We start from the raw sequence: 23,533 nt of genomic DNA on the forward strand, positions 1-23,533 counted from the left end.
GTCAGACTTTCTTAAAACGATAGTGAGCAACAAACCACTCCGCGCCTTCGTGATAGCGAAACAATTCCGCACACGCCATGAAGAACATCCGCCACCTCTGCAAGCTCCTCTTTGCCTCGGACGGTGATAAATCTTGACTAAATCGATCCAGAATCACGCTGCGATTGGAATCCAAATTCGCGAGCCAATCCTGACTCGTTCTGTAATAGTGCATGCCATTGACTTGCCATTGCTGCTCGATTGCGAGTGACTCATCAAAATAGCCAAACAAGTCTTCCGAGGGCATCTGGCCACCAGTGAAAAAGTGACGCCCCATCCAATTCGAGACTCCCTCGGTATCAAACAGGTAAGGCGAATTTCGATGGCAAAAAACATGAACCAATGCCTTCCCATTCGGCTCAAGCCACCCGGCGACTCGTTCAAACAGCAACTGATAGTTTCGCATGTGTTCAAACATTTCAACCGAAACGACTCGATCAAATGTTTCGGCTAACTCGAACGAACGCATGTCCGCGGTGATCACACGGATGTTCAAAAGTTGACGCTCCGCCGCCTTGTTCTCAATAAACGCTCGCTGGCTGGCGGAATTGGATACTGCTGTGATCTCGCAGTTAGGAAATTTTTCTGCCATCCAAAGGGTCAACGATCCCCATCCGCAACCGAGTTCAAGCACTCGCATGCCGTCTTGAAGTTCGGCTCGCTCGCATGTCATTTCAAGCATCACCTCTTCGGCTTCGGCGAGAGTCGTTTCGTCCGTTGTGTAAAAGCAGGAACTGTATTTCAAACGCGGACCCAAAACGTGCTCGTAAAACTCGGCAGGGACTTCGTAGTGCTGGCGGTTTGCCTCGTCGGTGGCGATCGCTAACGGACTCGCACGAAGCGATTGAGCAAACGCTGCTGTGGCATCGGGGCCGTGCGTTCCAATGGATTGCAACCGTTTAGCCAACAAACGGCGAATCCCAATGCGAATCAGCGCATCGGGGATGAGACCTGACTCAGCAAGTTCAATTAAGTTCATTTTATCATTTCCAGTGATGCCAGACTTTCCTCGGTGGTACTATGTTACGTTCCTGAGAAGTCCAAAGACTGCGACATCCTCAAAAATCCGAGCCACTTGCCCCAGACGCACTACGATGGAGTTTGCTGATTTCCTACCGAGCCTAGCAGCCATCGCTGGGATTATTTTTGTGCTGTGGGGCATCAGCTTGGCAATTCGTGATGTCAGCATCGTCGACATTTTCTGGGGGCTCGGATTCGTTTTCATCGCTTGGTTTTCTCAGTGGATGGCCGGTCACTCGTCCACACGAACGATGCTACTTGTGATGATGGTTACAATCTGGGGCGCCCGGTTAGGCATTTACCTCGGACGACGGAATTGGGGCAAGAAAGAAGATTATCGGTATGCGGCAATGCGAGAAAAGCATGGCTCCGCGTTCCCAATCGTCAGTCTTGTGACCGTCTTTTCTCTTCAAGGATTGTTGATGTGGTTCATCTCGATGCCAATTCAGGTGGCGATTCTGAAATCGATTCCTTGGCATCCTGTGGTATGGTTTGGCGTGATCGTTTGGTCAATCGGGTTGTTTTTTGAATCGGTGGGCGATTATCAATTGGCTCGCTTCAAATCCGATCCGTCGAACCAAGGCAAAGTCATGGATCGTGGCTTATGGCACTACACTCGGCACCCGAATTACTTTGGTGACTTTTGCGTTTGGTGGGGCTTTTACCTGACCGCCGTTGAAAGCGGATCATGGTGGTGGACGATCCTCAGCCCGATCTTGATGACATTTCTGCTGCTTCGCGTCTCGGGAGTGCGACTACTGGAAAACTCACTTCGCAGCCGCGTCGATGGCTATGATGAATATGCAAGAATAACAAGTCCATTTTTCCCGCTTCCTCGTTCAAAAAGCTCTGCTTCGAGTTAACTGATGCGAATTGCCATTGTCGGAACAGGAATCAGCGGCAGCTTAGTCGCGCGTCTGCTGTCATCACTGCACGATGTCGTTGTCTACGAAGCAAATCACTATGCCGGTGGGCACGCAAATACGGTCGACATATCGCTTGATGGAACAACGTACAGCGTCGACACGGGGTTTATGGTATTTAACGAGCGGACGTATCCGAATTTTTGCAAGATGCTGGAATGGCTCGCGGTTCCATCGCAACCGAGCGAGATGAGTTTCAGCGTTCGCTGCAGTAACAGTCAAACCGAGTACCAAGGAAGTTCGCTCAATGGCTTGTTTGCCCAACGTTCCAACTTGGTTCGCCCTTCCTTCTTGCGACTGCTGCGAGATATTGTCCGCTTTAATCGACTTGGAATGGCAGCAGCCGCAAGTGGCTGTTTAAAAGATGGGCGATCCGTGGGTGATTTCCTCAACGAGTGCTCGGTTGGCAAACGTTTTGTGCAGCACTACCTGGTCCCAATGGCAGCGGCAATTTGGTCGAGCAAGCCAGAATCCATCCTGAGCTTCCCAGCGGAATTCATGATTGGCTTCTTTGCAAATCATGGACTAATGCAACTTCGCGATCGTCCTCAATGGCGAACGATCCTCGGCGGTTCCCGACACTATTTGACTGCCTTGCTAGCGCCCCTTGAAAACCAATTACGTTTGAATCAGGCAGTCACCGCAGTCGAGCGAAAAACAGATGGCGTCGTGGTCACGACAAATGACGGTAATCGCGAATGGTTTGATAAAATCGTTATGGCAAGCCACGCCGACCAGACTCTGAAACTTTTGGCTCACCCTACGGATGCCGAACGAAAGGTCCTCGGGGCATTTTCCTATCAATTGAATGAAGCGGTGCTACACACGGATTCAAGTCTTTTGCCTAAACGGCCGAGAACGTGGGCGAGCTGGAATTACCATATCCCCAAAGGAAGATCCTCCGCTGCATCGGTAACCTACGATCTAAGCCGATTGCAAAACCATGCATCGCCGGTGCCGATCCTGCTAACCTTGAACGAGACCGAAAGCATTGACCCGTCAAAAGTCATGCGAAACTTTTCCTACACTCATCCGGCTTTCGCGAGCGATTCGATCGCTGCGCAGAGTCAATTCCACAGCATCAGCGGCCATAATCGGACGCATTATTGCGGGGCGTATTGGGGCTATGGTTTTCACGAGGATGGCGTCAACAGCGCGATTAGCGTCGCCAAACATTTCGGAATCCCATTTCAATCATGCACAGTTGCATCTACGAAGGAACCGTCACGCATTGCCGCCACGAGCCTGTGATTCATCAGTTTAGGTATCGACTCTTCATGGTCTACTTGGATCTCGCTGAATTGCCATCGCTGGTGGGCCCAGGCAAGATAATCTCCGATCGCAAGATTGCGGGCCGTTCGTTGCTGCGCGGTGACCACTTGTATGATTCGTCTGGATCAATCGAATCGGAAGTCCGCCGAATCGTACAGGAAAAAACGGGGGTCACTCCACTGGGGCCAATCCGAGTGCTGAGTCAATTGCGTTACCTAGGGTATTATTTCAGCCCATTGAATTTGTTTTACGTATTTGACGAAACGGACTCTCGAGTGGAAACGATTGTCGCCGAAGTCAGCAATACGCCGTGGAAAGAACGACATTGCTATGTGCTTTGGGAAGGGAACCGCCAAGACAATGACAAAAACAATGGAACGCTAGACAACGTACTACGGTACTGTCATCCGAAGACATTTCATGTTTCGCCTTTTATGCAAATGGACATGCAATACCAATGGCGAGTGACGTCGCCAACGAAGCATGCGACAATCCAATTGTCCAACTTTCAAGAGTCAAGAAAAGTGTTTGACGCCTCGATGACGCTCCAGCGTCGCGAGCTCACCAAACGCGAACTTCGTCGAATGACAACTCGTTACTTTTTGATGACCGCACGAATTGGTGTGGCGATTTACTTTCAGGCTTTGAGACTATGGTGGAAAAAATGCCCGTTTTATCCTCATCCCAAAGAGGTGAGCCCACCGGCATCCCATGCCAGCACGACGACGAAGGTATTGTCGAAAATCAACGACAAGGCCGGCTAGTCACCTCGCGCCGACTACGCTGGCTCGACGCCAATTGTTGGTTTCGTCGCGCGGTATTGCGACGATTGAGTCGGCTTGATACCGGCCAATTGACCCTCGTCGATCGAAGTGACGGATATGAATTCGGAACAGTCGGCGACTCAGGATTAACAGCAACAATGAAGGTTCATCATCGGCGGTTCTATCGGACCATCAGCCTTCGAGGCGCGCTCGGTGCCGCGGAGTCGTATTTGCGTGGCGATTGGGATTCGACCGACCTGACGACCACCCTTCGAATCTTAGTGAAGAACCGAGAGATGATCGCAAGCGTGGAAAATGGGACAGCGAGGTTACTACGCCCAGCTCTTGCGGCACTGAATTATCGTCGCCGAAACTCTCGCTCCGGAAGCAAGCGAAACATCGCGGCTCATTACGACCTAAGCAACGAATTCTTTTCGTTGATGCTAGATCCGACAATGACCTACAGTAGCGGCATTTTTTCGACCAAGAACTCAACGCTGCGAGACGCTTCGATCGAAAAGTACGATGTAATTTGCCAAAAACTGCAACTTAGCTCGCATGATCACGTGATCGAGATTGGTGGCGGATGGGGTGGGTTTGCAGAGTACGCTGCGCGAGAATATGGATGCCGCGTCACGACCACGACGATATCGGATCAGCAACATGCATATGCGGAAAAGCGATTTCGTGATGCGGGGCTTCTTGATCGAATCACCCTGTTGAAAGATGACTATCGCGATTTGACGGGCCAATACGACAAATTGGTGTCGATTGAAATGATCGAAGCAGTGGGCGAAAAGTACATGCCTCACTATTTCGCGAAATGTTCGCAGCTACTCAAACCCAACGGCATGATGTGTTTGCAAGCGATCACGATTCCCGACCACCGCTACGATCGCTATCGCAAATCAGTCGACTTCATTCAACGCTACATTTTCCCAGGCGGTTTTTTGCCTAGCATGCGAGCAATGTCAACGTGCGTAGGACAAGCGACCGATTTTCGATTTCTCCAATCGGAAGATTTTGGATCTCACTACGCCCAAACGATTGCTCGATGGCGTGAGAATTTCTGGAACAACCTTGACCGAGTCAAACAGCTCGGGTTTGATGAGCGATTTATTCGCACATGGCACTATTATCTCTGCTACTGCGAAGCGGGGTTTGAGGAACGTGAAATCGGGGTGTCGCACGTGCTCCTCGCCAAACCCGGATGCCGCCGCGATCCAATTTTATCGCGAGGCTAGATGTTGGAGGACGCATGTCAACGTGCATCCGAGTTGGAGTTCAACTTAACCCCCTATGCCTCCACCGTTCCAATCTCACCTTCGCCTTGGCTAGGGCGATAGCGTTTGGCTTTCATTCTTAGATTCAAGAATTCGACAATTAACGAAAATGTCATTGCAAAGTAGACGTAACCTTTGTTGATCGGTGTGCCTACCGCGTCGCTTAGCAAAACGACACTGATTAGCATTAAGAACGACAACGCCAACATTTTCACCGTCGGGTGGTCTTGAACGAAGTCGCTGATCTGGTTCGCGAAAATGATCATCACGGTCACTGCGATGATCACCGCGGCGATCATGATTTCGATATGGTTTGCCATCCCGACTGCGGTGATCACCGAGTCGAGTGAAAAAATCACATCCATAAATGCGATACGAATCAGTACCCCACTCATGGTGATCGCCGTTTTGCTTTGAGCGGCCGGTGTGATGCCATCGCTCGCCCCCCCTTGGTCACCGGGCATGTTACCGATATCCGCCTCTTCTTCGTCTCCTTCGATTTTGTGATGTATTTCGCGGACGGCGGTATAGAGCAGAAACAAGCCGCCGAATAGCAAAATCAAGTCGCGACCAGAGATTTCGTTGATCTCAGGTGTATCGATCAGCTGCTGTGAAAACACTTCAATCGGCATCCAGTGCGATAGTTCCAATAGCGGATCTTCGAGGCTGATCAGCCAACCAATCATCAGCAAAAGTAGAATCCGCATCCCCATGGCCAAGAACAGCCCAACGCGACGAGCGACCGAGCGTTTGTCGGGCGGAAGTCGGCCAGTGATAATTGCGATGAAGACAATGTTGTCGATCCCTAAGACGATTTCCATCGCGGTCAGCGCCAAAATCGCAATCAGCGATTCCATCGAATAGAGCGACGCACCTTCGGCAACTGCCGCAGTCGATGCAAATAACATGAATCGAATTCTCCTCTAGGTTTGACTCAGTAGCGGTGCGGCTAGTCCGACAAGTCCGACTAACAATAACATCGCTAGGGTGATCCGTCGCAGCCGTTTGCGGCCAAGCCATGTTCCGAACTTCAATCCCACAAAGGTCGAAAGCAGCAACAAAGGTGTGGTCGCTATCGAAGCCAAGCCTGGACCGATGATGCGGTTTCCAAAGCTGTAATACAACAACCCTAACGCGGGGAAAAGGCTGATCAAATAGGCTGCGAAAAGAAAGCCGCGCGTTTGACGTGTGTTCCAATCATGGGATTGGACCCAAAACACCATCGGCGGCCCCCCCATGCCAACGATTCCTTGCAAGAAACCTGACGTAGGAAACGCCAACCAAGCCCACACCGGATGCAATTTGTGCCTGGGCTTGGGATTGAAGACCATGATCGTGATGGTAACGACCAAGACAATGCCGCCGACGCATTGGCGAAGCACCACAGCAGAAAGGCTTTCGAGCATTTTTAACGCTGCAATCCCGATCGGGACAAATGCGATTCGCGATAACCCCGGCACCGCCACTTTCGACACGGGGATCGAATCTCGTAGCACCCACACGCCCCAAAGGTTTTGCGGGACCGTTGCGACCAATAGTGACGTTTGGGCCTCAGGGATCGAATAACCCAGCCACATCAACACAGGAATCGTCAATAGTCCAGCGCCGAAGCCCGCTGCGGACTGGACAAACATCCCCAGACACAACACGCAAACAAACGGAATATAGTGGAGCCATTCACTCATCGCGGCATTGTAGCGACCTTTTTCGATTCCCATGATGGGCATGTGACGGTGGTTTGACTAAAATTGGACGCGATCCTGCCTTGATTTCTGTACCAATCCCCCCATTTCCCTTCCTGAGAGACATAAGACATGCCACGTCTAAATCGTCGTCAATTCGCAGCCGCAGCCGCAGCGACCATCGCGTCCACAAGGATGTCACGACTTTCTGCTGCCGATTCGAATGAAAATGCGGTCGAGCCAAATGAAATTGCGGTCGGCCCAAATGAGAAATTGGGAGTCTGTATCGCAGGCGTCAATAGTCGTGGGCAAGAGCATATCCGAGGCTTTAGCCATGACCCTCGGACCGAAGTGCGAGCGATTGTGGATATTGACGAAAGTGTTGGTCAACGACGCGTGGAAAAGATCGCCGAGACGCAAGGCCGCAAGCCTGAATTCTTTACGGACTTACGCGAAGCGCTCGAAATGGATGGCATCGACATCGTCACCTCCGCCGCTCCAAATCATTGGCACGCATTGATGGGCATCTGGGCCATGCAAGCGGGAAAAGATGTCTACATCGAAAAACCGATTTGTCACAACCTCCACGAAGGTCGTGCCCTCGTGGCAGCAGCCGAAAAGTATGGCCGCATGTGCCAAACCGGAACACAGTGCCGCAGCAGTAGTGCAGTTCGAGATGCGATGCAATTGATCGCCGACGGAGGCATCGGCGAAGTCAACTTTGCTCGCGGACTATGCTACAAACGACGTCCGTCGATTGGAGCACTTGGTGACTATCCGATTCCTGAAAAAGTGAACTTCGATCTTTGGAGTGGTCCCGCCACGTACACGGATCCAAAGGTGACTCGCCGTCGTTTTCATTACGATTGGCATTGGCAACGTCACTACGGTAACGGCGACCTCGGCAACCAAGGCCCTCACCAAACCGACATCGCGCGATGGGGGCTCGGACTAAACCGACACCCCAATGCAATCTTCACCTACGGGGGACGACTCGGATACCAAACCGAACAAAAAGACCCTAATTACGTCGATGCTGGCGATACGGGAAACACCGAAATCTCACTTTACGATTACGGCGACAAGTGCATTGTGTTTGAAACACGAGGGCTCGACTGCAAAACGACGTCTGGCCCGGAGATCGAGCGTTTCTTTGGCAACAAAACCAGCAACAAGATCGGCGTGATCTTTTATGGCAACGAGGGCTACGTGGCACAAACGTCCTACGCACAGTGCACCGCGTATGACCTCGATATGAACGTGATCCAAGAGTTTCGTGCCAAGAACGTTGGCGATGCACACTTCGCAAACTTTATCGACTCCTGTCGGTCACGTGATGCATCGGCGCTGAACGCAGATGCATTGACGGGTCATTTGTCGGCCGGAGTAAGTCATCTTGGGAACATTTCCTACTACCTTGGCGAAAAACATCACGTCTCGCCGGATCAACTTCGTAACGTGCTGTCAAAAGTGAAGAGTCTGGATGACAACGATGCGACACTTGACCGCACTATCGACCACCTCGTTGAAAATGGTGTTGAGTTGGACCAGACGCCACTTTCACTCGGAGCCCAACTGAAGTTCGATCCGGAAGCCGAACGGTTCATTGGCAATGATGACGCCAATGCAATGCTCAGCCGCGAGTACCGAAAAGGTTTCGAGGTACCATCCGCAGCAAACGTGTAGTCGATTCGGCGGGCAGATGCGACCATTTTCGCGTAAACTAGCGTGTCAGGCCTCATGGGTGAGGCCTACGGCTTTTCACGCGAGAATTCCCTGATGGTTCGACTCTTCTTTTTATTTGGCTTCGTCGTTGCGACGTTCTCCACTAGCTTTGCTCAAGAGGCCGTTACAAAAACGCCGGCGGAATCATCGCGAACTCTGAGTGTCGAAACTGTCCAAGAACAACTCGAAGGCGATTTCGATACAACCGACATCGCAGCGGCCACGTCGTGGGCCGATTCGCTCGGGCTTGCCGATTGGCTCGGGCCGCTTGCGCCCGTGGCTCTGTCTCCCTTTTTCGGAGTAACCTGCTTATCCGGTTTAGCTCTTTGGGGCCCTGAATCCATTACCAACAACGCGCTGCTTGGTTCGTCGGGGCCGCTGAAGAGCCATACGCTGTTTTTCGTCTTCTTGGCGCTAACGGTTTTGACCAGCGTTCCGCGGCTAACCAAAGTCAGCAAACCGTTTGCTCAGGCGACGGATCGGCTCGAAACCTACGCCGTCATCGTGATCCTGTTGGCAATCAAAATCATTGCCTCGATCGAGACTCCGAGTGTCGAACAAGCCCCCGTCGCGATGATCCAATTGGGCGTGTTCAGCTTTACGGCGGACACCCTTTTGGCGATTGCGATGATCATCAACGTCTTGGTCATAAACAGTGTCAAATTTTTCTTTGAATTCATGGTTTGGTTAACACCGATTCCCGCGATCGATGCGATTTTCGAAGTATGCAACAAAACACTTTGCGCTGCACTGATGACCGTTTATGCGTTTAGCCCCACGATCGCAACCATTTTGAACCTGACGATCCTGTGTGTCGCCGCAGTTGTTCTGCGTTGGATCAGTCGCCACGTACGCTACTATCGAACGATGGTATTGGACCCGATCATTTCACGACTTTGGAGCAAATACGGTGACCCGACAAAACCTGAGATGATCATATTTTGCAAAGAAGCACTCGGCCCCTTTGCCGCGAAGAGTCGTTTGCGACTTGAGCGTGCCCCATCGGGAGAGGGCTGGCAACTTTGCGAAGCCAATTGGTGGATGCCCAGCACTCGGCACGAGATCGCCCAATCTTCGACACCAAAAATGCGACGAGGTTGGATCATGCACACCATGGAAGTGGTTGATCCATCAGGCAAAAAGACTGAGTTTGCATGCAGCCGACGATACGATTCCAGATTGGAGAGTTTGGCAAGCCGAATCGGCGTCCTAGTCGATGCCGAACCCGCGCCGCAAGGCGAAAACACCAACGATGCTCGTGTCGAATTTGGTTGAATCACTCTCTTGAGTCACCGTGTTTCGTTTTGAGACAACTACGGTTCGCAATCGGCCATAGGGGTGAATACCACAATGGAGCGATTGAGCCGAGGGACTTACCGCACTTTACGGCGAACAGCCAAATCCTTTACATCGTACGGTTTGACGAAAGCGCAGTTCAGAAAACGTACTGCTGGAAAAAATTCATTGATGGAAAAGGGATGTAACGTCCTTTTTCCAAAGAGGTTCTCACCCAAACATAGAAAAGGACAAACAGCATGGTTTCCCGATTGTTTTTGATTGCAGGATTAGCCATCGGCGTGTTGGCGTTTCACAGTCGACCGGTTCACGCTCAACAAGAGGGTGAACCGATCTTGGTTAAGCTTGACACAAGCGAAGGAGCGATTGTCTTGGAATTAAATGCGTCCAAGGCCCCTAAAACGGTCGAGAACTTCCTTAGCTATGCCAAAGAGGGATACTACAAGGATACAGTCTTCCATCGCGTCATTGATGGCTTCATGATCCAAGGAGGCGGTTTTGATACGTCGATGAAAAAGAAATCGACAAAGGCTCCGGTTCGAAACGAAGGAGGCAACGGGCTGAAGAATGACAAGTACACCATCGCAATGGCGCGCACGCCTGATCCGCACAGTGCAACGAGCCAATTTTTCATCAACACCGTCAAGAACTCAATGTTGGATCGGGTGAACTCGCAAGACGGTTTTGGTTACACCGTTTTTGGCAAAGTTGTCAAAGGCCAAGATGTCGTTGACCGCATTGCCAAAACACCTACTAAACCAATTCGTGATCCCTCAATTCCAGGTGGCTTGATGGCGGATGTCCCTGTGACTCAAGTCGTGATTCAAGGCGCGGAAGTTGTCACAAAGTGAGCCAGACGACGCCAACCACAAAACTGCCAAATTGGCACGCCCAGCCCATTCTAGCGAGGTTTTTTCGTATCTAAAGACGACCCTCGGACGATAAAAATCAACGAAAAAAAGCCGCACCAGAGTGAACTCTGACGCGGCTTTTTTTAAATCGTTGCTTCAATCTCAAAGAGAAGAGCAAGTTAGCTAATTAGCGACGCTTCTTAGCGACCTTTTTCTTAGCAACCTTCTTCTTGGTTGCTTTTTTCTTGGTTGCTTTTTTAGCAGCCTTTTTCTTGGTTGCTTTTTTAGCAGCCTTTTTCTTGGTCGCCTTCTTAGCAACCTTCTTCTTGGTTACTTTTTTAGCAGCCTTTTTCTTAGTTGCTTTTTTAGCAACCTTCTTCTTGGTTACTCGCTTTGCAACCTTTTTGGTTGCCTTCTTCTTCGTTGCTTTCTTCTTGGCCATGTTTTCCTCCGCTAGAAAGGAAACGCTGGCGAGTCCTTGTGACTTTTTAAAACACGTTGTCTCAAAAGTCACCGGCCACGGCTCACCAATCGTCACAATGGAAGTTGAATCTCAAAGCGTTGTTAAAGTCCTTCAACATTACTTTTGCTTTCAACCGTTTAGAAACTGCGCGTAACTGTACGCGCTTCTCAGAATTTCGCAACATCTTTTTGGCAAAAAAGTGCTTGCAAACAAATTTTTTTTTTGCTACGCACATCATCGATTGGATGTTTATCACCTTTGAAGCAATGAATCTCTCGCGCTCAAAACGTTTGATTGCGCTTTTCAAACGTGCTGAAACAGATCGATCATTCACCGCAAACCAACTTAAAAAAATGAACTAGAAACGCCACGTACTGTTTTGCTGAAGTACCTGATAGTTCGAGATTGCTAAGGATAAAAATAAGATGCCCAAGAATGTTTGGCCGTTCTTGAAACCATACGCGGTAAGCAATCCTGCAGCGATAACGCTGATCCACAACGCTTGATCGCGACGACCACCACCAATCAACACAACCGAGTTCATGATGCGACCACCATCAAGTGGCCACACAGGGACTAAATTTAGTAGCGCCCATAGGACACTTGGGAAGATATAGAATAAAACCATCGCATACAGACCAATACTTTGGATCGGTTCGCCATCGAGCACGCTAAAGATTCTCGACAGCCCAAGAGGCATCGCTAAATCGACTAGAAAGAACTGCCCTTCACTAAATCCGAGTCCTAATACCTTTAGTGCGCCGATCAGCACAAACGCAGAAACAATTTGCGCCAATGGCCCTGCTAAAGCGATCCATAGGTCTTGTTTTTCGCTCAACCGCGAAAACGATCGTCCCGGTGTAAACGAACTACTTGGAATTGCTAATCCACCGAAGTGATACAGCACGATCGAAGCATTGATTCCGTATTGGCGAAACGCAAACGCATGACCAAGCTCGTGGATCAAAATGGACACCAACATGCAGACGCACCACAGCATCAGTAGCGGTAATCGACCTGGACTATCGGCACCTACCCGATCGAGCAAATCGACCAAACTATAGCCAAAAATCACTGCTCCTAGCCAAAAAGACCATGCCACCCGAACGGGGAAACCAAAGATTTCAAAACGGAGATCGTATTGGGATTCAGGGGGTTCTTGGAGCATTTTGGAAAGTGAAACTGGTTTCGAGTGTGTGTTGCAGGGCCAAAATCAACAGGCCGAATTCAACAGGCTTCGCACGGTTGCTTTACCGGACAGTGTCTAGTGAGTATTTTGGGCCTCGTGAAGTCTAGCATCTTGCCCGCGTTCAATTGAGCGGGCTACTCGGCGACCGATTCGACGGGTGCTGCTGCGGCTTCATCATTCTCGTCAGGTTCAACATCAGGGCCTGCCAATTCCAGCCCCATCGTTTCCAATTTCGCGACATGGCTAGCCCACTCGATCCGAAATGGCTCGCCGATCGGACGCTCGCCATCATTGAGCCCAATCGACAACATTCGAATGCGATCATGACGAATTTGTTTGTCGACTAGTGGCATGTCTTGATCACGCGACGCGATAGCTTCTTGAACCGCCATTTCCTGCTCTGCTTTCCATGCCAACGCGACTTGATGCAGTGCTACGACGCGGAACCAATGCCAAGGTTTTTCCACCAGGACATGTTTTTGGCACCACTGCCAATCCAAAAAGCGTTCCAAATCATCTGGACGAATCAAAAAACAACGAATGCACTTTTTTCGCACCACTTGGCGGTCTTCGCATGTCATTGCAAACAACCACGTTTCGCGTTTGAAAGGCGTCGTCGCAACCAACCCAGCGATATGCCCCATCGCATCGTTGAGCACTTCGAACCCAAGGGTCCCCTCGGAATGAAGGATCGGATTTTCGAGTGTTGTCGTCTCCGCAGTCGATTTCAAGAATTCCCGAACGGCAATGTTGTCGTATAGATCATTGAGCGTGGTTTTGGGGGCGATGTTGCGAAATAGCAGCACGCAATCATTCGCTTGATGAGGCAGTTCCCACAAACGATGCATTTGGAATATAAAATCATCCGAATCACCGGACTGCATACGTGCGATCGCATTGAGACGCTGCCGAAACACTAAGAACCAACTCGCTGCAAACCCTGCAAGAAACCCTAGCGCCTTGCCGATGAATTCCGGAAACAAGCGTTCCCATTGCAAACTCGACAACCATTCCACAAGGCTTTGCATCGTGTGTTCCTTTGGGTGCTTTCATGATTTTTAATCAATCGAAAACCCCATGATAACGGATGATCACACGACGCGTAGCCGATCCGACTAAAACTGCCCGCCTCCCATTCCGCCTCCCATTCCGCCTCCAAACCCACCGCCGCCGCTTGAATGCTTGAAGCGATAATCGGCTCGCATTTTTTCGATCATTGCATCACCAACGACCGTTTGCTCTTTATCAAGCTCAAGCGAGAATTGGTATTCGAAGTCGAACGCATCACTGCCAAATCGCTTCGCCGGAATGGACAAATCCCATCGTAAAATGCCGGTCGGACGCTGCATCCGTTTGTACAACGGGTCGGGGGACAATTTTTCCGTTGCTTCCGTCGCCAAGACGACGGTGATCGCGCCGTTTTTAGCAGTGAGGGGAATACGATCGTAGAGTCGAACGTCGACGGCCTTGTCGTGATAGTTAGAGACCACTAGCCGGTATTCTAATTCGGTTTGACGATTTCCACCGCGAATGGTCTCCTCACGCGACAGCAACTCTCGACGCGTTCGCAATTGACGGTCTTCGCCGAAGCCAACAAACAGTTTCTGGCTAGCAGCCGTTGGTGCCAACACGGTGCGACCAACAAACTTTTCGTCCAAATAAGCATTCAAGGGTCCCGCAATCAGATTTCGACCGAGCGTGTTCTCAAATTCGGCTTCACGGTATGCAAAACTGCTCAGCAGTGGCGTGACGACGTTGTACAGCGTCCCTGTGAGCTGATCGGCAGTAATGGCGACCGTTTGTGGTTCAGGCTGTGAAACGAGGTCGATGCGGCCTTGGACAGGGTAAGTTTCATCCGCAATTTGTGAATCCGCGTCCGCTGCGATATCACGTTGCACCTGCGCAGCGGAGCGATACTCGTCGAGCTGTTTGTTGCCCGCTTCGGTATTTCGCAACAAGTCACGTTGCCAAACTGCGGGGTCTTGCCACGCCGGTATGTTCGTGGCAAACGAGCCGCCCGTCGACGAGGCCCCAAATTCGGATTGAGCTTCCGACGCGGCGGATGTTTTAATGCGAAGCGGAGTTAAAATAGGCACTGTGGATTGTGCATCGGGTCGCGAAGTCGCAAGCACCAATGCAACATCGTTCCAATCTTCGCCGCTTTCTTGATGAATTTCGCCATCGAATTGCAGACGGAATGTTGGCGCATCGTCACCGGCTGTGGTTGCACGAAGCGTGTAGCTTGGTTTCCACCCAACATCGCCGACAACATAGCCAAACCGCACCCAACCCCCTTGCGGGGAAACAACCGCAAGGAGTGCTTCGAAGCCGCGCTTGTCTTGCTTGGACAGGAGCCGTCCATATTCCAAGCGATTCGCGTCGATCTTCTTGCCAAGCGATTCGGTATCTCGCTGCATCCCGTGAAGCTCTGCGGCAAGTTTCCGTCGAGATTGCATCGTGAATTCGGCGAGCGATGTCACTGAATCGACATCCAGGGTGGCACGGTCGAGGTTTTGTTGCACTTTTTCGGATGAAAAGTTGACCAATTTCTCAATCGTCAACAAATCTTGTTCGATGACTGCCAACTTAGCCTCCATTGTGAATTGTTCGTCCAACAAACTTTGATGCTGTTGGTTGAGTCCGTCCAATTTCTCTCGTTTATCATCATCCACGATTCCGGCCGGCTGGATTCGCAATGAACGGACGGTGGTGGCTGAATCGGATTCCGCGGTTGCCGAACCGGAGATCAATCCGATCGGCAAATGTGGAACACGAATTTGCTGGACCTCATTGGAAGCAGGCAGTTGCATCTCACGAACCACGCGAGCCTCGTTATGGTAGAGCGTTACTGAATCGATCTTCGTGTACTGATCCGCCGATATTTCGGCACCGTGTGTTTGAGCGGGTGTAGAAGCAGCGACGACGACTGAAATGCCAAGCCCTACAGCGACCAGAAACCATTTTGTTCCAGGAATTGTTCGATTCATCATTGGGAAGTTCCTTTTGTAGCTTGTACCACGTTGTAATTTGCAACATGTGTATCGGATTTGCTCAGCCGATTGACGCCATCCACGACGAGAATGGCGTTCGACTAGGGCTCGATGCATTTGGAATGCCAATTGCTCCTATCGACCAAATAACATCGCAATAAGCAGGTCACAACTTCGAAAAGGCCACAACATGTCACGACACTCTTTTTCGTATCGCTTCTTGGACAAACCGTTGATGGTGCTATGTTTCGTTTGTGTTGCCAGCGATGGTCCGGCACAAAGCATTCTTCCAGCCGATGTCGTCACCAGCCTTCGCTATTCAAGTCGGACCTCGATCGCTGGACAATCGATTGCATCGTGGAGTGTTGATCCTTTGATGACGGACCAACAAGAACAAATCATCATGCGACACCTGAAGGAACCTTGTCCGTTCGACTGGAGCGCGGGCACAACGCTGCGAGACGTCCATCGCGACCTATTGACCCTGTTTCCCACTGTGATCGAAGACCGAGCATTGGAAGAACTCGGAATCCGCAGCGATGCCATTCTCGTACCGAAATTGGAATCGAATCCCAAAAGTCAAAAACGACCACCGGCAGCGGATCCCTTTGGTCAGCCGTCGAATGACCATGCTGATATTAGTGCCAGTGCTGCCAGCCGCACGAACGTCGTGACCACTACCGAGAGGGCGAACGCCGAAACGGTCACACCCTGGTGGCGTCGTAGCGCGCCGACAAAAATGGCGGCAAACCGAAACACCGCTGAAATCAGCACCGCAGCGCGCTTGATCTATCTGCTATCGCAACAAGAGTTGACGCTGAGTATTCGTTCAGGGCAGTTGATTCTCACCACCGTCGAGAGTGCCGAAGACGAGTTGCCCATACGCGTTTACGACGTCACTCCACTGATGGGGCCCAACATCCAACCAATGGCAACAAGCACGTACCCAAGCGTTTCTTATTCCGACGATCCGACCATCATCAGCATGATCACGCATATGGTGGACCCCGAGTCGTGGGAATACCTTGGTGGCGTTTCGACGATGGAGCTTTACCCGGCGCGTGGACGCCAATGGATGATTGTGGCTGCCAAAACGACGACACACTGGAAGATTGGGGCCTTACTGGACCGCTTGAACCGCTGAGTGGGCATGTCCGCTTGACGCTGAGACAAGGTGTGCCAAGCTGGTGGTTTTAACCATCATTCTTGAGGGAAACGGCATGGGATTAGGCGTCGCATTTCGAGCATTTTCAGCAGCTCTGTTCAATCAACAGACCGCCGACAAGCTCCGTAAAGTACTCGATGGGGACGATACGCGATCAGGGGAACCGAAATTGCCCGCCCCCGCCCAGCCCAAACCCAAAGCGATCGCCCCAACGAAAAAATCGGCTCGCAGTGAAGCGGTGACGTTGCTGTCAGCACTACAACGAGAATCACGGCTGATTGATTTGGTTCAAGAAGATTTAGCTAAATTCTCCGACGCACAAGTCGGCGCGGCTGCACGCCCTTGTCTGCTGCAATGTGCCTCGACTCTTGCGAGACTATTCGAGCTCAAACCGGTGGATGCATCCGGCGAAGGAGCCACGATCGAAGTCAGTGCCGATGAATCGGCGGCTCGATACCAATGGATCGGCGAAGGAACGTCCACTCAAGGAAAATTGGTTCATCACGGATGGGTCGCTTCCAAGGTCGAACTACCCCAGTGGACGGGTGATGACGCCGACGCCAATACCGTTGCCCCCGCACAAGTCCAACGCTCGTAAAAAAATCCAATATGAACGCTCGTTATTCAGTCGGCATTGATCTCGGAACCACCAACTCCGTCGTCGCCTACTCACCGCTATCGGACCAAACCGATTTGCAGCTGTTGATGATTCCGCAAATCGTCCAGCCTGGGCAAGTCGAATCCCTTGCTTCGCTGGCATCGTTCCTGTATTTGCCTCGCGAAGGCGAAATCGATTCGCTGCGCACCGAAATCGACGCTGATCCCGCCAGCGGCGTTGTCGGTGAGTATGCAAGAACCCAAGCAGCCGAGAATCCTCAGCGTGTGGTTGTGGCCGCTAAGAGTTGGCTTTGTCATAGTACCGTGGGCCGTACCGATGCAGTGCTGCCATGGCAATCACCGCCGGAAGTTCCCAAAGTATCCGCTTACGAATGTACTCAACGTTTTTTAGCTCACTTGGTCGCCGCATGGAACGAGCAACACACCGACGCGCCGCTACGCGATCAACAAGTGGTGTTGACGGTTCCTGCATCATTTGCACCTGCGGCTCGTGAACTGACACGCCAAGCGGCCATCGCAGCGGGTTTGCCCGAATCGTTTGTTCTGCTTGAAGAACCTCAAGCAGCCGTCTATCGATGGCTCGCGGCTCGGGGCGACCAATGGCGTGAATCGCTGAAGCCCGATGACGTGATGTTGGTCGTCGACGTCGGCGGTGGAACGACCGATTTAACTTTGGTTACCGTATCGCAACACGAGGGCGAATTGAATCTGCGCCGTTTGGCGGTTGGCAACCACCTATTGCTTGGCGGTGACAACATGGATTTGGCACTTGCCCATTTCGTGAGTGGGCGGTTCGCCGAGCAGGGCCACGATCTCGATCCGTGGCAAAGCATTTCTCTTTGGCACGCATGCCGCAATGCCAAAGAGCAACTGCTCGCACCGGATGGTCCTGAAACACAGACCATCTCGGTTCTGGGACGCGGCAGTTCACTGATTGGTGGCACCGTATCGACCGAAATTACCAAACAGGAAACGGCAAAGCTGATCGTCGAAGGCTTCTTTCCGAAATGTGGTGCAAGCGATCGCCCTCAAAGCAACGTTGCATCAGGTTTTCAAGACATCGGACTACCGTATGAATCCGATGCTGCGGTCACGAAACATGTCGCGACTTTCTTGGCAGATCAATCGGCCGAAGAATCCAATACCGTCTCGCCGACTCACGTCCTTTTCAACGGCGGCGTATTCCGTAGCGAGACGCTACGGTTGCGGATGCGTGAGACGATCGACGATTGGTGCCAAAACGCCCCACAAACCTTGGGTGGCCCCGAAGACTTAGACACGTCGGTCGCCATTGGTGCAGCCTATTACGGATGGAGCAAACAAAGCGGTGGGATTCGCATACGTGGCGGCACCGCTCGATCGTACTACGTTGGCATCGAAACGGCAGGCCTCGCGATCCCGGGCGTACCGCGTCCGCTGAGAGCAGTTTGTGTTGCCCCACGAGGCATGGAAGAAGGAACCGAATCAGAAGTCCCCGGCGAAGAGGTGGGCGTGATCGTGGGGACTCCGGCCCAGTTCCGTTTTTTCAGCTCGGCAATTCGCGCCGATGACACCGCCGGAACCAGGCTCGATCGATGGACAAAGGATGAACTCGTCGAAATTGAACCGGTGAGCGTTTGTTTGACATCGGAATCGGCAAGCGGCGAGTCTGCTTTCGTGCCCGTTCGCTTCGTGAGCCGCATCACTGAATTAGGGATGTTTGAACTGTGGTGCCATAGCACGCGTAGTGAGGACAAATGGAAGATGGAATTCAACGCTCGCGAAACATAACCCAGCTGTGCCTCAATCCAACCCTACCGCCGACGATCCCTCTAATGCACTTAGCCGCTATGTTGTCGGTGTCGATTTAGGCACCACCAATTGCGCGATGTGCTACGTCGATACCGACAATGCGGATTGGTCGGTCAAAACATTCAAGATTCCTCAATGGGTCGATTTTGGTCAACGTGAAACACGCGAAACGCTGCCGTCATTCCATTACGAATTGACATCCGATGAAAAGTCAGCAGGCCATCGTTTGCCTTGGCAGAAAAAGGGGACCGAGCATTGCGTCGGTGTACTTGCTCGCGATTCCGGCACGCGGCACCCCGGTCGTCGGGCTGCGTCGGCGAAAAGTTGGCTCAGCCACGAAGGGGTTGATCGAACGGCGGACTTGTTGCCTTGGCACGGCGATGCCGATGTCACTCGATTGTCGCCCGTCGAAGCATCCTCGCGGTACTTGGCCCATCTTCGTGCCGCTTGGGATCATGCGCACCCCGAATATCCGCTCAATGAACAAGATGTGGTCATCACGTTGCCCGCTTCGTTCGACGAAGTCGCTCGCGAATTGACCGTCACAGCCGCGAAACAGGCGGGGCTGCCACGCGTGTATCTGATCGAAGAACCGCAAGCGGCGTTTTATTCTTGGATCGATCGCCAAGGCGATGATTGGCACACGCAAGTCACGCCAGGCCAATTGATTTTGGTTTGTGATATCGGTGGCGGAACGACCGACTTGACGTTGATACGTGTACGCACCGCTGGTGAGAAAGGTGACCAAGTTCAATTTCATCGTGTCGCGGTTGGTCGGCATTTGATTCTCGGTGGCGACAACTTGGATTTGGCCGTCGCCCGACTAGCTGAATCAGAAATTACCGCCTCGGGATCGGTCGAATCGCTATCACCGGCCCAGTGGGATCGTTTGGTTCAGGTATCGCGATCGGTCAAAGAAGCGATGCTTGGCGATGATCGGCCTGATACTTACACAATCAATCTGCCATCGGAAGGATCACGCTTGATCGGCGGTTCGATTCAAATGCAATTGACGGCGGACCAGATCGACGAAGCCTTGTTGGAAGGTTTTTTTCCTAATGTCGACCTGAGTGACGAACCGACGCTCGGTGAAAGCGGGTTCCAAGAATTTGGTTTGCCATACGCAGCCGATGCCGCAATCACGCGGCACTTGGCGGCATTCTTACGCGAACATCGCCGCAGTGGATTAGAGGCTGATGAAAAGGACGCCGCAGATCGACCTGATTTGGTGTTATTCAACGGCGGCGTGATGGCCGCGCCAGCGATTCGGACGCGTATCGTCAATCGATTATCAGAATGGTTTGCCCAATCAACCGATGGCTCTACGGACTGGAAACCCATCGTTCTATCGTCGCCTCGATTGGACTTAGCGGTCGCACAAGGCGCTGCCTACTATGCGATGGTCCGCCGCGGACAAGGCGTTCGTATCGCGGCGAATTTGGGGCGTTCGTATTACATGCAAGTCACATCGGACCCGCCGCGTGGATTGTGCTTGATCCCAGGCAAGGCCGAAGCGGGACAACGATTCCGTGCCGATTCGCATCCACTGCGGTTAAAGATTGGCACACCGGTACAATTCCCGCTTTGGGTCAGCAGTACGCGGTTGGCCGATTCGGTGGGCGATTTGGTTCCAATTGATCGCACCGAAGCGTCACCTCTACCGCCGATTTGTACCGCATTGGTACAAGGCAAAAAACATGTCGATGCGGAAATCGAAGTGGTCATCGAAGCGGAATTGAGCGAGATCGGTACGATCGGATTATTTTGTGTCGATTCGGCGACAAACAAGCGATGGCGACTAGAATTTGACATTCGCAGCACCCTCGAAACCGATCGTGAAGCCCACCAAGGTTCTGGCGAAGCCGCTGGAATCGTCGACGCGGAAACGGCCGAAGCGTGCGGCCATGTGATCGCCAACGTATTTGGTGCTGTTCCGTCGGAGTCGCAACAAAAACCGGGCGTGATTGTCAAACAGCTGCAATCGGCGACGGAATTGCACCGTAACCAGTGGCCGCCATCACTCCTGCGTGATCAATGGCAATCGCTATTGGATCACCAAGAGGGACGTCGAAAGTCGGCACAACACGAAGCTCGTTGGTTGAACCTTGTTGGATTCTGTTTGCGGCCGGGTTACGGCGTTGCCGTCGACGATTGGCGGGTCGCACAAACTTGGCGAGCCGTCCACGGAAAATTGGCCTTTGCGGCCGCTTCGTCGCGAACCGAATCCATGATTCTATGGCGACGAATCGCAGGCGGATTGACCAGCGGTCAACAAGAACAATTAGCCGCACCGCTTATCAGCGCACTGAAAAACAAAACTCGACGGATCGAGGCTCATGAAGCGGCCGAAGTGTGGCGACTGCTAGGGTCAATGGAACGGTTGTCCGTCCGCGAAAAGATCGATCTTGGGCTGGTAGCTCTCGCGGCAGTGAAACAAAAAAAGAACAAAAAGATCCGGCCGGCATTATTGTGGGCACTCGGTCGAATCGGAAGTCGCCAACCGGCTTACGGCCCACTCAACGCCACCTTGCCTGTTGAAGAAGCGTCACGATGGGCAGGGGAGTTATTGGATTTTGCGAAAGAGAACGATCTTACCCAAAGCAAAAACATGTTGCTGTTATCGATCGTCCAAATGGCACGGCAAACGGGTGACCGATACCGCGACCTTTCGCAACCGCGGCGTGAAGCGATGGCAGTACAACTCGAACTACTTGACGCACCCGAGCACTACATAACGCTATTAACCAAAGGCGGCGCACTGCAAAGTGACGAAGAAGCGGTGATTTTTGGTGAATCATTGCCGCTCGGAATCCACCTCGTCCGATAGCCGGAATCCAACGTGTCGACTAAATCTGAGTCACGTCGTACATCCCGCCAAAGATTCTGATTGCCATCCGAAGGATCAAGAAAACAAGAATGGCGATAACGGAAAGCCAAATCAATCCCGTGGCGATCGCGGAGATGGTCCCAACGGCGACCTTGGCTTTTCCATCGTATTCGGTTGCCAGAATATCGATCGATTCGGCATCGGTCCCGGAAATTTCCGAGATTTCAACTCGCGTCAAAAATTCCTCCGGAAACAAATTGGTCGCCTTCAATGCACCGGCCAAGGTTTCACCACCTAGGATCGCGGCCTTCGCAGGCTCGGCTCCGCTGCGGTAATAGTCGCTATCGGTACTGTCGAGCGCAAGCTCAATGGAACGAATGGGATCAAGCCCCGCGTCGAGGGCCAGAGAAAGCGTCCAACAAAAACGCGACAATGTGATCGTTTGCAGCGCTGGCCCCATCACGGGAATCATGTAAAGAATCGGAATGATGTTTTGGACACCGCCGAGATTGCGAAAGAAAGCCCAAATCATCCCACCGATTATCAAGGCGACGATGGCGACATATCCCCAAAGTTTCAGGACGCCTGAGACTCCTTTCATACCAAAACCGAGCACGTCGAACATCTCGCCACCGGAGGCAGGCGTTAACGCGCCGAGTAACCAAATCAACAACGAGATCGCCATTAATCCGGCAAATAATTGGAGGCCGGGCCATGCGATCGAACCCAGGAACTTGCGGCGAAGCTGGATCCGATGTTGGTACAGCTGCGAGAGAGACAATAACGAGCGTTCGAGCCGCCCCGTCACCTCGCCCACGCGTGTCATCGCGATCATTAATGGTGGAAAAAATGGAGCCTCTTTTTCCATCGACTTGCTGAGAGACTCTCCCGATTTGGCCCCTTCGCCAAGGGAACGCATCGCGTTGCGTTGTCGATCGCTACCGTAGCCAGCTTCGCTCTTTAGCAAAACCAGAAGATCGGCTCCCGCTTTGATGCCTGTACCAAAGCGATAGCAAAAGCCTTGAGCGGCAGAGAGCTTCATTCGGCGAGAAAACACGCAGGACATGCCTTGAAAGAGGAGCGAAACAGGGGCCGCTTCCCAGTGTAGGAGAACTTGCCACGTTATGCAGCTTGGCTAGGCGACTTTTGCCTCGCAGGCTGACTCTTTTTCGCTTCGTTTCTGAAATCGGCCAGTATTTCGTCAAGCGTACGGAGTTGTTCGGCAGCAGTTTGCGATAAATCGATGAAGATCGTTTTTTTCATTCCGATCATACACCAAGTGGCCTGTTCCCCATCGAGCAGCTCGGTTCGAAGATGAAACCCAAGCTTTTTCGCTTCCGCCGAACGTCGCTTTAGACGCTCAACCACATTTTCTTCACTCTTCATCTGCTCGCGGGTGGTTCGGTCGCCACTGCGGAAAAATCTTGATGCATCGGCCACAGGAAGCCCCGTTCGGAAAAGGTGAAAAACGATTCAATCGGTACAGTTTGCCGTCTCTCTAGCCGGTTGCGCTGGCTGTGGCAAACTATGAGGGAACGATTGTTCCGGGTGTAGCAAATCCAACGGATTCGACGATAGATCAGGTAGAAACATCAAGCCCGCCGCTTCTCATTGTTCACCAACGACAAACCCCAT

At 52.0% G+C, this 23,533-nt stretch carries 21 protein-coding genes; 12 read left to right on the forward strand and 9 right to left on the reverse strand.

Annotated features, from left to right (window positions below; all coding sequences use genetic code 11):
- Window position 1 precedes the first annotated feature (1 nt).
- On the reverse strand, window positions 2-1,018 hold the full coding sequence (locus CA13_RS16765) for an SAM-dependent methyltransferase (protein WP_146398512.1): 1,017 nt from the start codon (window positions 1,016-1,018) through the stop codon (window positions 2-4).
- A gap of 115 nt (window positions 1,019-1,133) precedes the next feature.
- Here CA13_RS16765 and CA13_RS16770 point away from each other — a divergent pair, with 115 nt between their 5' ends.
- From CA13_RS16770 to CA13_RS16785, 4 genes are all read left to right on the forward strand, one after another.
- Window positions 1,134-1,922: a DUF1295 domain-containing protein gene (locus CA13_RS16770; RefSeq protein ID WP_146398514.1), complete on the forward strand. Its 789-nt coding sequence runs from the start codon at window positions 1,134-1,136 to the stop codon at window positions 1,920-1,922.
- Window positions 1,923-1,925: 3 nt separating this feature from the next.
- On the forward strand, window positions 1,926-3,233 hold the full coding sequence (locus CA13_RS16775) for an NAD(P)/FAD-dependent oxidoreductase (protein WP_146398516.1): 1,308 nt from the start codon (window positions 1,926-1,928) through the stop codon (window positions 3,231-3,233).
- On the forward strand, window positions 3,179-4,018 hold the full coding sequence (locus tag CA13_RS16780) for a DUF1365 domain-containing protein (RefSeq protein ID WP_146398518.1): 840 nt from the start codon (window positions 3,179-3,181) through the stop codon (window positions 4,016-4,018). Before CA13_RS16775 ends, CA13_RS16780 begins: the two co-directional genes overlap by 55 nt.
- 65 nt (window positions 4,019-4,083) lie before the next feature.
- Entirely contained in the window at window positions 4,084-5,262 is a 1,179-nt protein-coding gene (locus CA13_RS16785; protein WP_419194464.1) for a class I SAM-dependent methyltransferase, read from the forward strand.
- A 53-nt stretch (window positions 5,263-5,315) separates the two neighbouring features.
- Here CA13_RS16785 and CA13_RS16790 read toward each other — a convergent pair whose 3' ends face one another.
- Window positions 5,316-6,209 carry a TerC family protein gene (locus CA13_RS16790; protein WP_146398522.1) on the reverse strand — a complete coding sequence of 298 codons (894 nt, stop codon included), beginning with the start codon at window positions 6,207-6,209 and terminating at the stop codon, window positions 5,316-5,318.
- 15 nt (window positions 6,210-6,224) lie between these two features.
- Window positions 6,225-7,028 carry a sulfite exporter TauE/SafE family protein gene (locus CA13_RS16795; protein ID WP_419194465.1) on the reverse strand — a complete coding sequence of 268 codons (804 nt, stop codon included), beginning with the start codon at window positions 7,026-7,028 and terminating at the stop codon, window positions 6,225-6,227.
- An 87-nt stretch (window positions 7,029-7,115) separates the two neighbouring features.
- Between CA13_RS16795 and CA13_RS16800 the strand changes: the two genes are divergently transcribed.
- From CA13_RS16800 to CA13_RS16810, 3 genes are all read left to right on the forward strand, one after another.
- Window positions 7,116-8,669 carry a Gfo/Idh/MocA family protein gene (locus CA13_RS16800; RefSeq protein WP_146398524.1) on the forward strand — a complete coding sequence of 518 codons (1,554 nt, stop codon included), beginning with the start codon at window positions 7,116-7,118 and terminating at the stop codon, window positions 8,667-8,669.
- Window positions 8,670-8,762: 93 nt separating this feature from the next.
- On the forward strand, window positions 8,763-9,983 hold the full coding sequence (locus CA13_RS16805) for a hypothetical protein (RefSeq protein WP_146398526.1): 1,221 nt from the start codon (window positions 8,763-8,765) through the stop codon (window positions 9,981-9,983).
- Window positions 9,984-10,243: 260 nt separating this feature from the next.
- A complete protein-coding gene (locus tag CA13_RS16810; protein ID WP_146398528.1) occupies window positions 10,244-10,855 on the forward strand; it encodes a peptidylprolyl isomerase in 612 nt (203 codons plus the stop codon).
- A gap of 187 nt (window positions 10,856-11,042) precedes the next feature.
- Here the strand turns inward: CA13_RS16810 and CA13_RS35295 are convergent, their stop codons facing one another.
- Window positions 11,043-11,297: a hypothetical protein gene (locus tag CA13_RS35295; RefSeq protein WP_419195185.1), complete on the reverse strand. Its 255-nt coding sequence runs from the start codon at window positions 11,295-11,297 to the stop codon at window positions 11,043-11,045.
- A 56-nt stretch (window positions 11,298-11,353) separates the two neighbouring features.
- On the opposite strand from CA13_RS35295, the gene CA13_RS35300 reads away from it, so the two are divergent.
- Entirely contained in the window at window positions 11,354-11,680 is a 327-nt protein-coding gene (locus CA13_RS35300; RefSeq protein ID WP_419194466.1) for a hypothetical protein, read from the forward strand.
- On the opposite strand, the gene CA13_RS16820 is transcribed toward CA13_RS35300, so the two are convergent.
- The 3 genes from CA13_RS16820 to CA13_RS16830 form a co-directional block, all read right to left on the reverse strand.
- Entirely contained in the window at window positions 11,677-12,486 is an 810-nt protein-coding gene (locus tag CA13_RS16820) for a site-2 protease family protein (protein ID WP_146398532.1), read from the reverse strand. The genes CA13_RS35300 and CA13_RS16820 overlap by 4 nt on opposite strands.
- A gap of 155 nt (window positions 12,487-12,641) precedes the next feature.
- Window positions 12,642-13,535 carry a hypothetical protein gene (locus CA13_RS16825; RefSeq protein ID WP_146398534.1) on the reverse strand — a complete coding sequence of 298 codons (894 nt, stop codon included), beginning with the start codon at window positions 13,533-13,535 and terminating at the stop codon, window positions 12,642-12,644.
- An 87-nt stretch (window positions 13,536-13,622) separates the two neighbouring features.
- On the reverse strand, window positions 13,623-15,497 hold the full coding sequence (locus CA13_RS16830) for a mucoidy inhibitor MuiA family protein (protein ID WP_419194467.1): 1,875 nt from the start codon (window positions 15,495-15,497) through the stop codon (window positions 13,623-13,625).
- A 190-nt stretch (window positions 15,498-15,687) separates the two neighbouring features.
- Between CA13_RS16830 and CA13_RS16835 the strand changes: the two genes are divergently transcribed.
- Genes CA13_RS16835 through CA13_RS16850 form a run of 4 tightly spaced genes read left to right on the forward strand, consistent with a single transcriptional unit; the run spans window position 15,688 to window position 21,898 of the window.
- Window positions 15,688-16,641, forward strand: coding sequence for a hypothetical protein (locus tag CA13_RS16835; RefSeq protein ID WP_146398538.1), 954 nt, complete (start codon window positions 15,688-15,690; stop codon window positions 16,639-16,641).
- Between the two features lie 43 nt (window positions 16,642-16,684).
- The gene (locus tag CA13_RS16840) at window positions 16,685-17,260 is read left to right on the forward strand and encodes a DUF2760 domain-containing protein (protein WP_419194468.1); all 576 of its coding nucleotides are present in this window, start codon (window positions 16,685-16,687) and stop codon (window positions 17,258-17,260) included.
- Between the two features lie 11 nt (window positions 17,261-17,271).
- Window positions 17,272-19,050 carry an Hsp70 family protein gene (locus tag CA13_RS16845; protein ID WP_146398540.1) on the forward strand — a complete coding sequence of 593 codons (1,779 nt, stop codon included), beginning with the start codon at window positions 17,272-17,274 and terminating at the stop codon, window positions 19,048-19,050.
- A 7-nt stretch (window positions 19,051-19,057) separates the two neighbouring features.
- Window positions 19,058-21,898: a hsp70 family protein gene (locus CA13_RS16850; protein ID WP_146398542.1), complete on the forward strand. Its 2,841-nt coding sequence runs from the start codon at window positions 19,058-19,060 to the stop codon at window positions 21,896-21,898.
- Window positions 21,899-21,917: 19 nt separating this feature from the next.
- Here CA13_RS16850 and CA13_RS16855 read toward each other — a convergent pair whose 3' ends face one another.
- Window positions 21,918-22,940: a type II secretion system F family protein gene (locus tag CA13_RS16855; RefSeq protein WP_146398544.1), complete on the reverse strand. Its 1,023-nt coding sequence runs from the start codon at window positions 22,938-22,940 to the stop codon at window positions 21,918-21,920.
- 80 nt (window positions 22,941-23,020) lie between these two features.
- Window positions 23,021-23,338, reverse strand: coding sequence for a hypothetical protein (locus tag CA13_RS16860; RefSeq protein ID WP_146398546.1), 318 nt, complete (start codon window positions 23,336-23,338; stop codon window positions 23,021-23,023).
- Window positions 23,339-23,533 lie beyond the last annotated feature (195 nt).

It is taken from the genome of Novipirellula herctigrandis, assembly GCA_007859835.1.
Lineage (GTDB): Bacteria > Planctomycetota > Planctomycetia > Pirellulales > Pirellulaceae > Novipirellula_A > Novipirellula_A herctigrandis.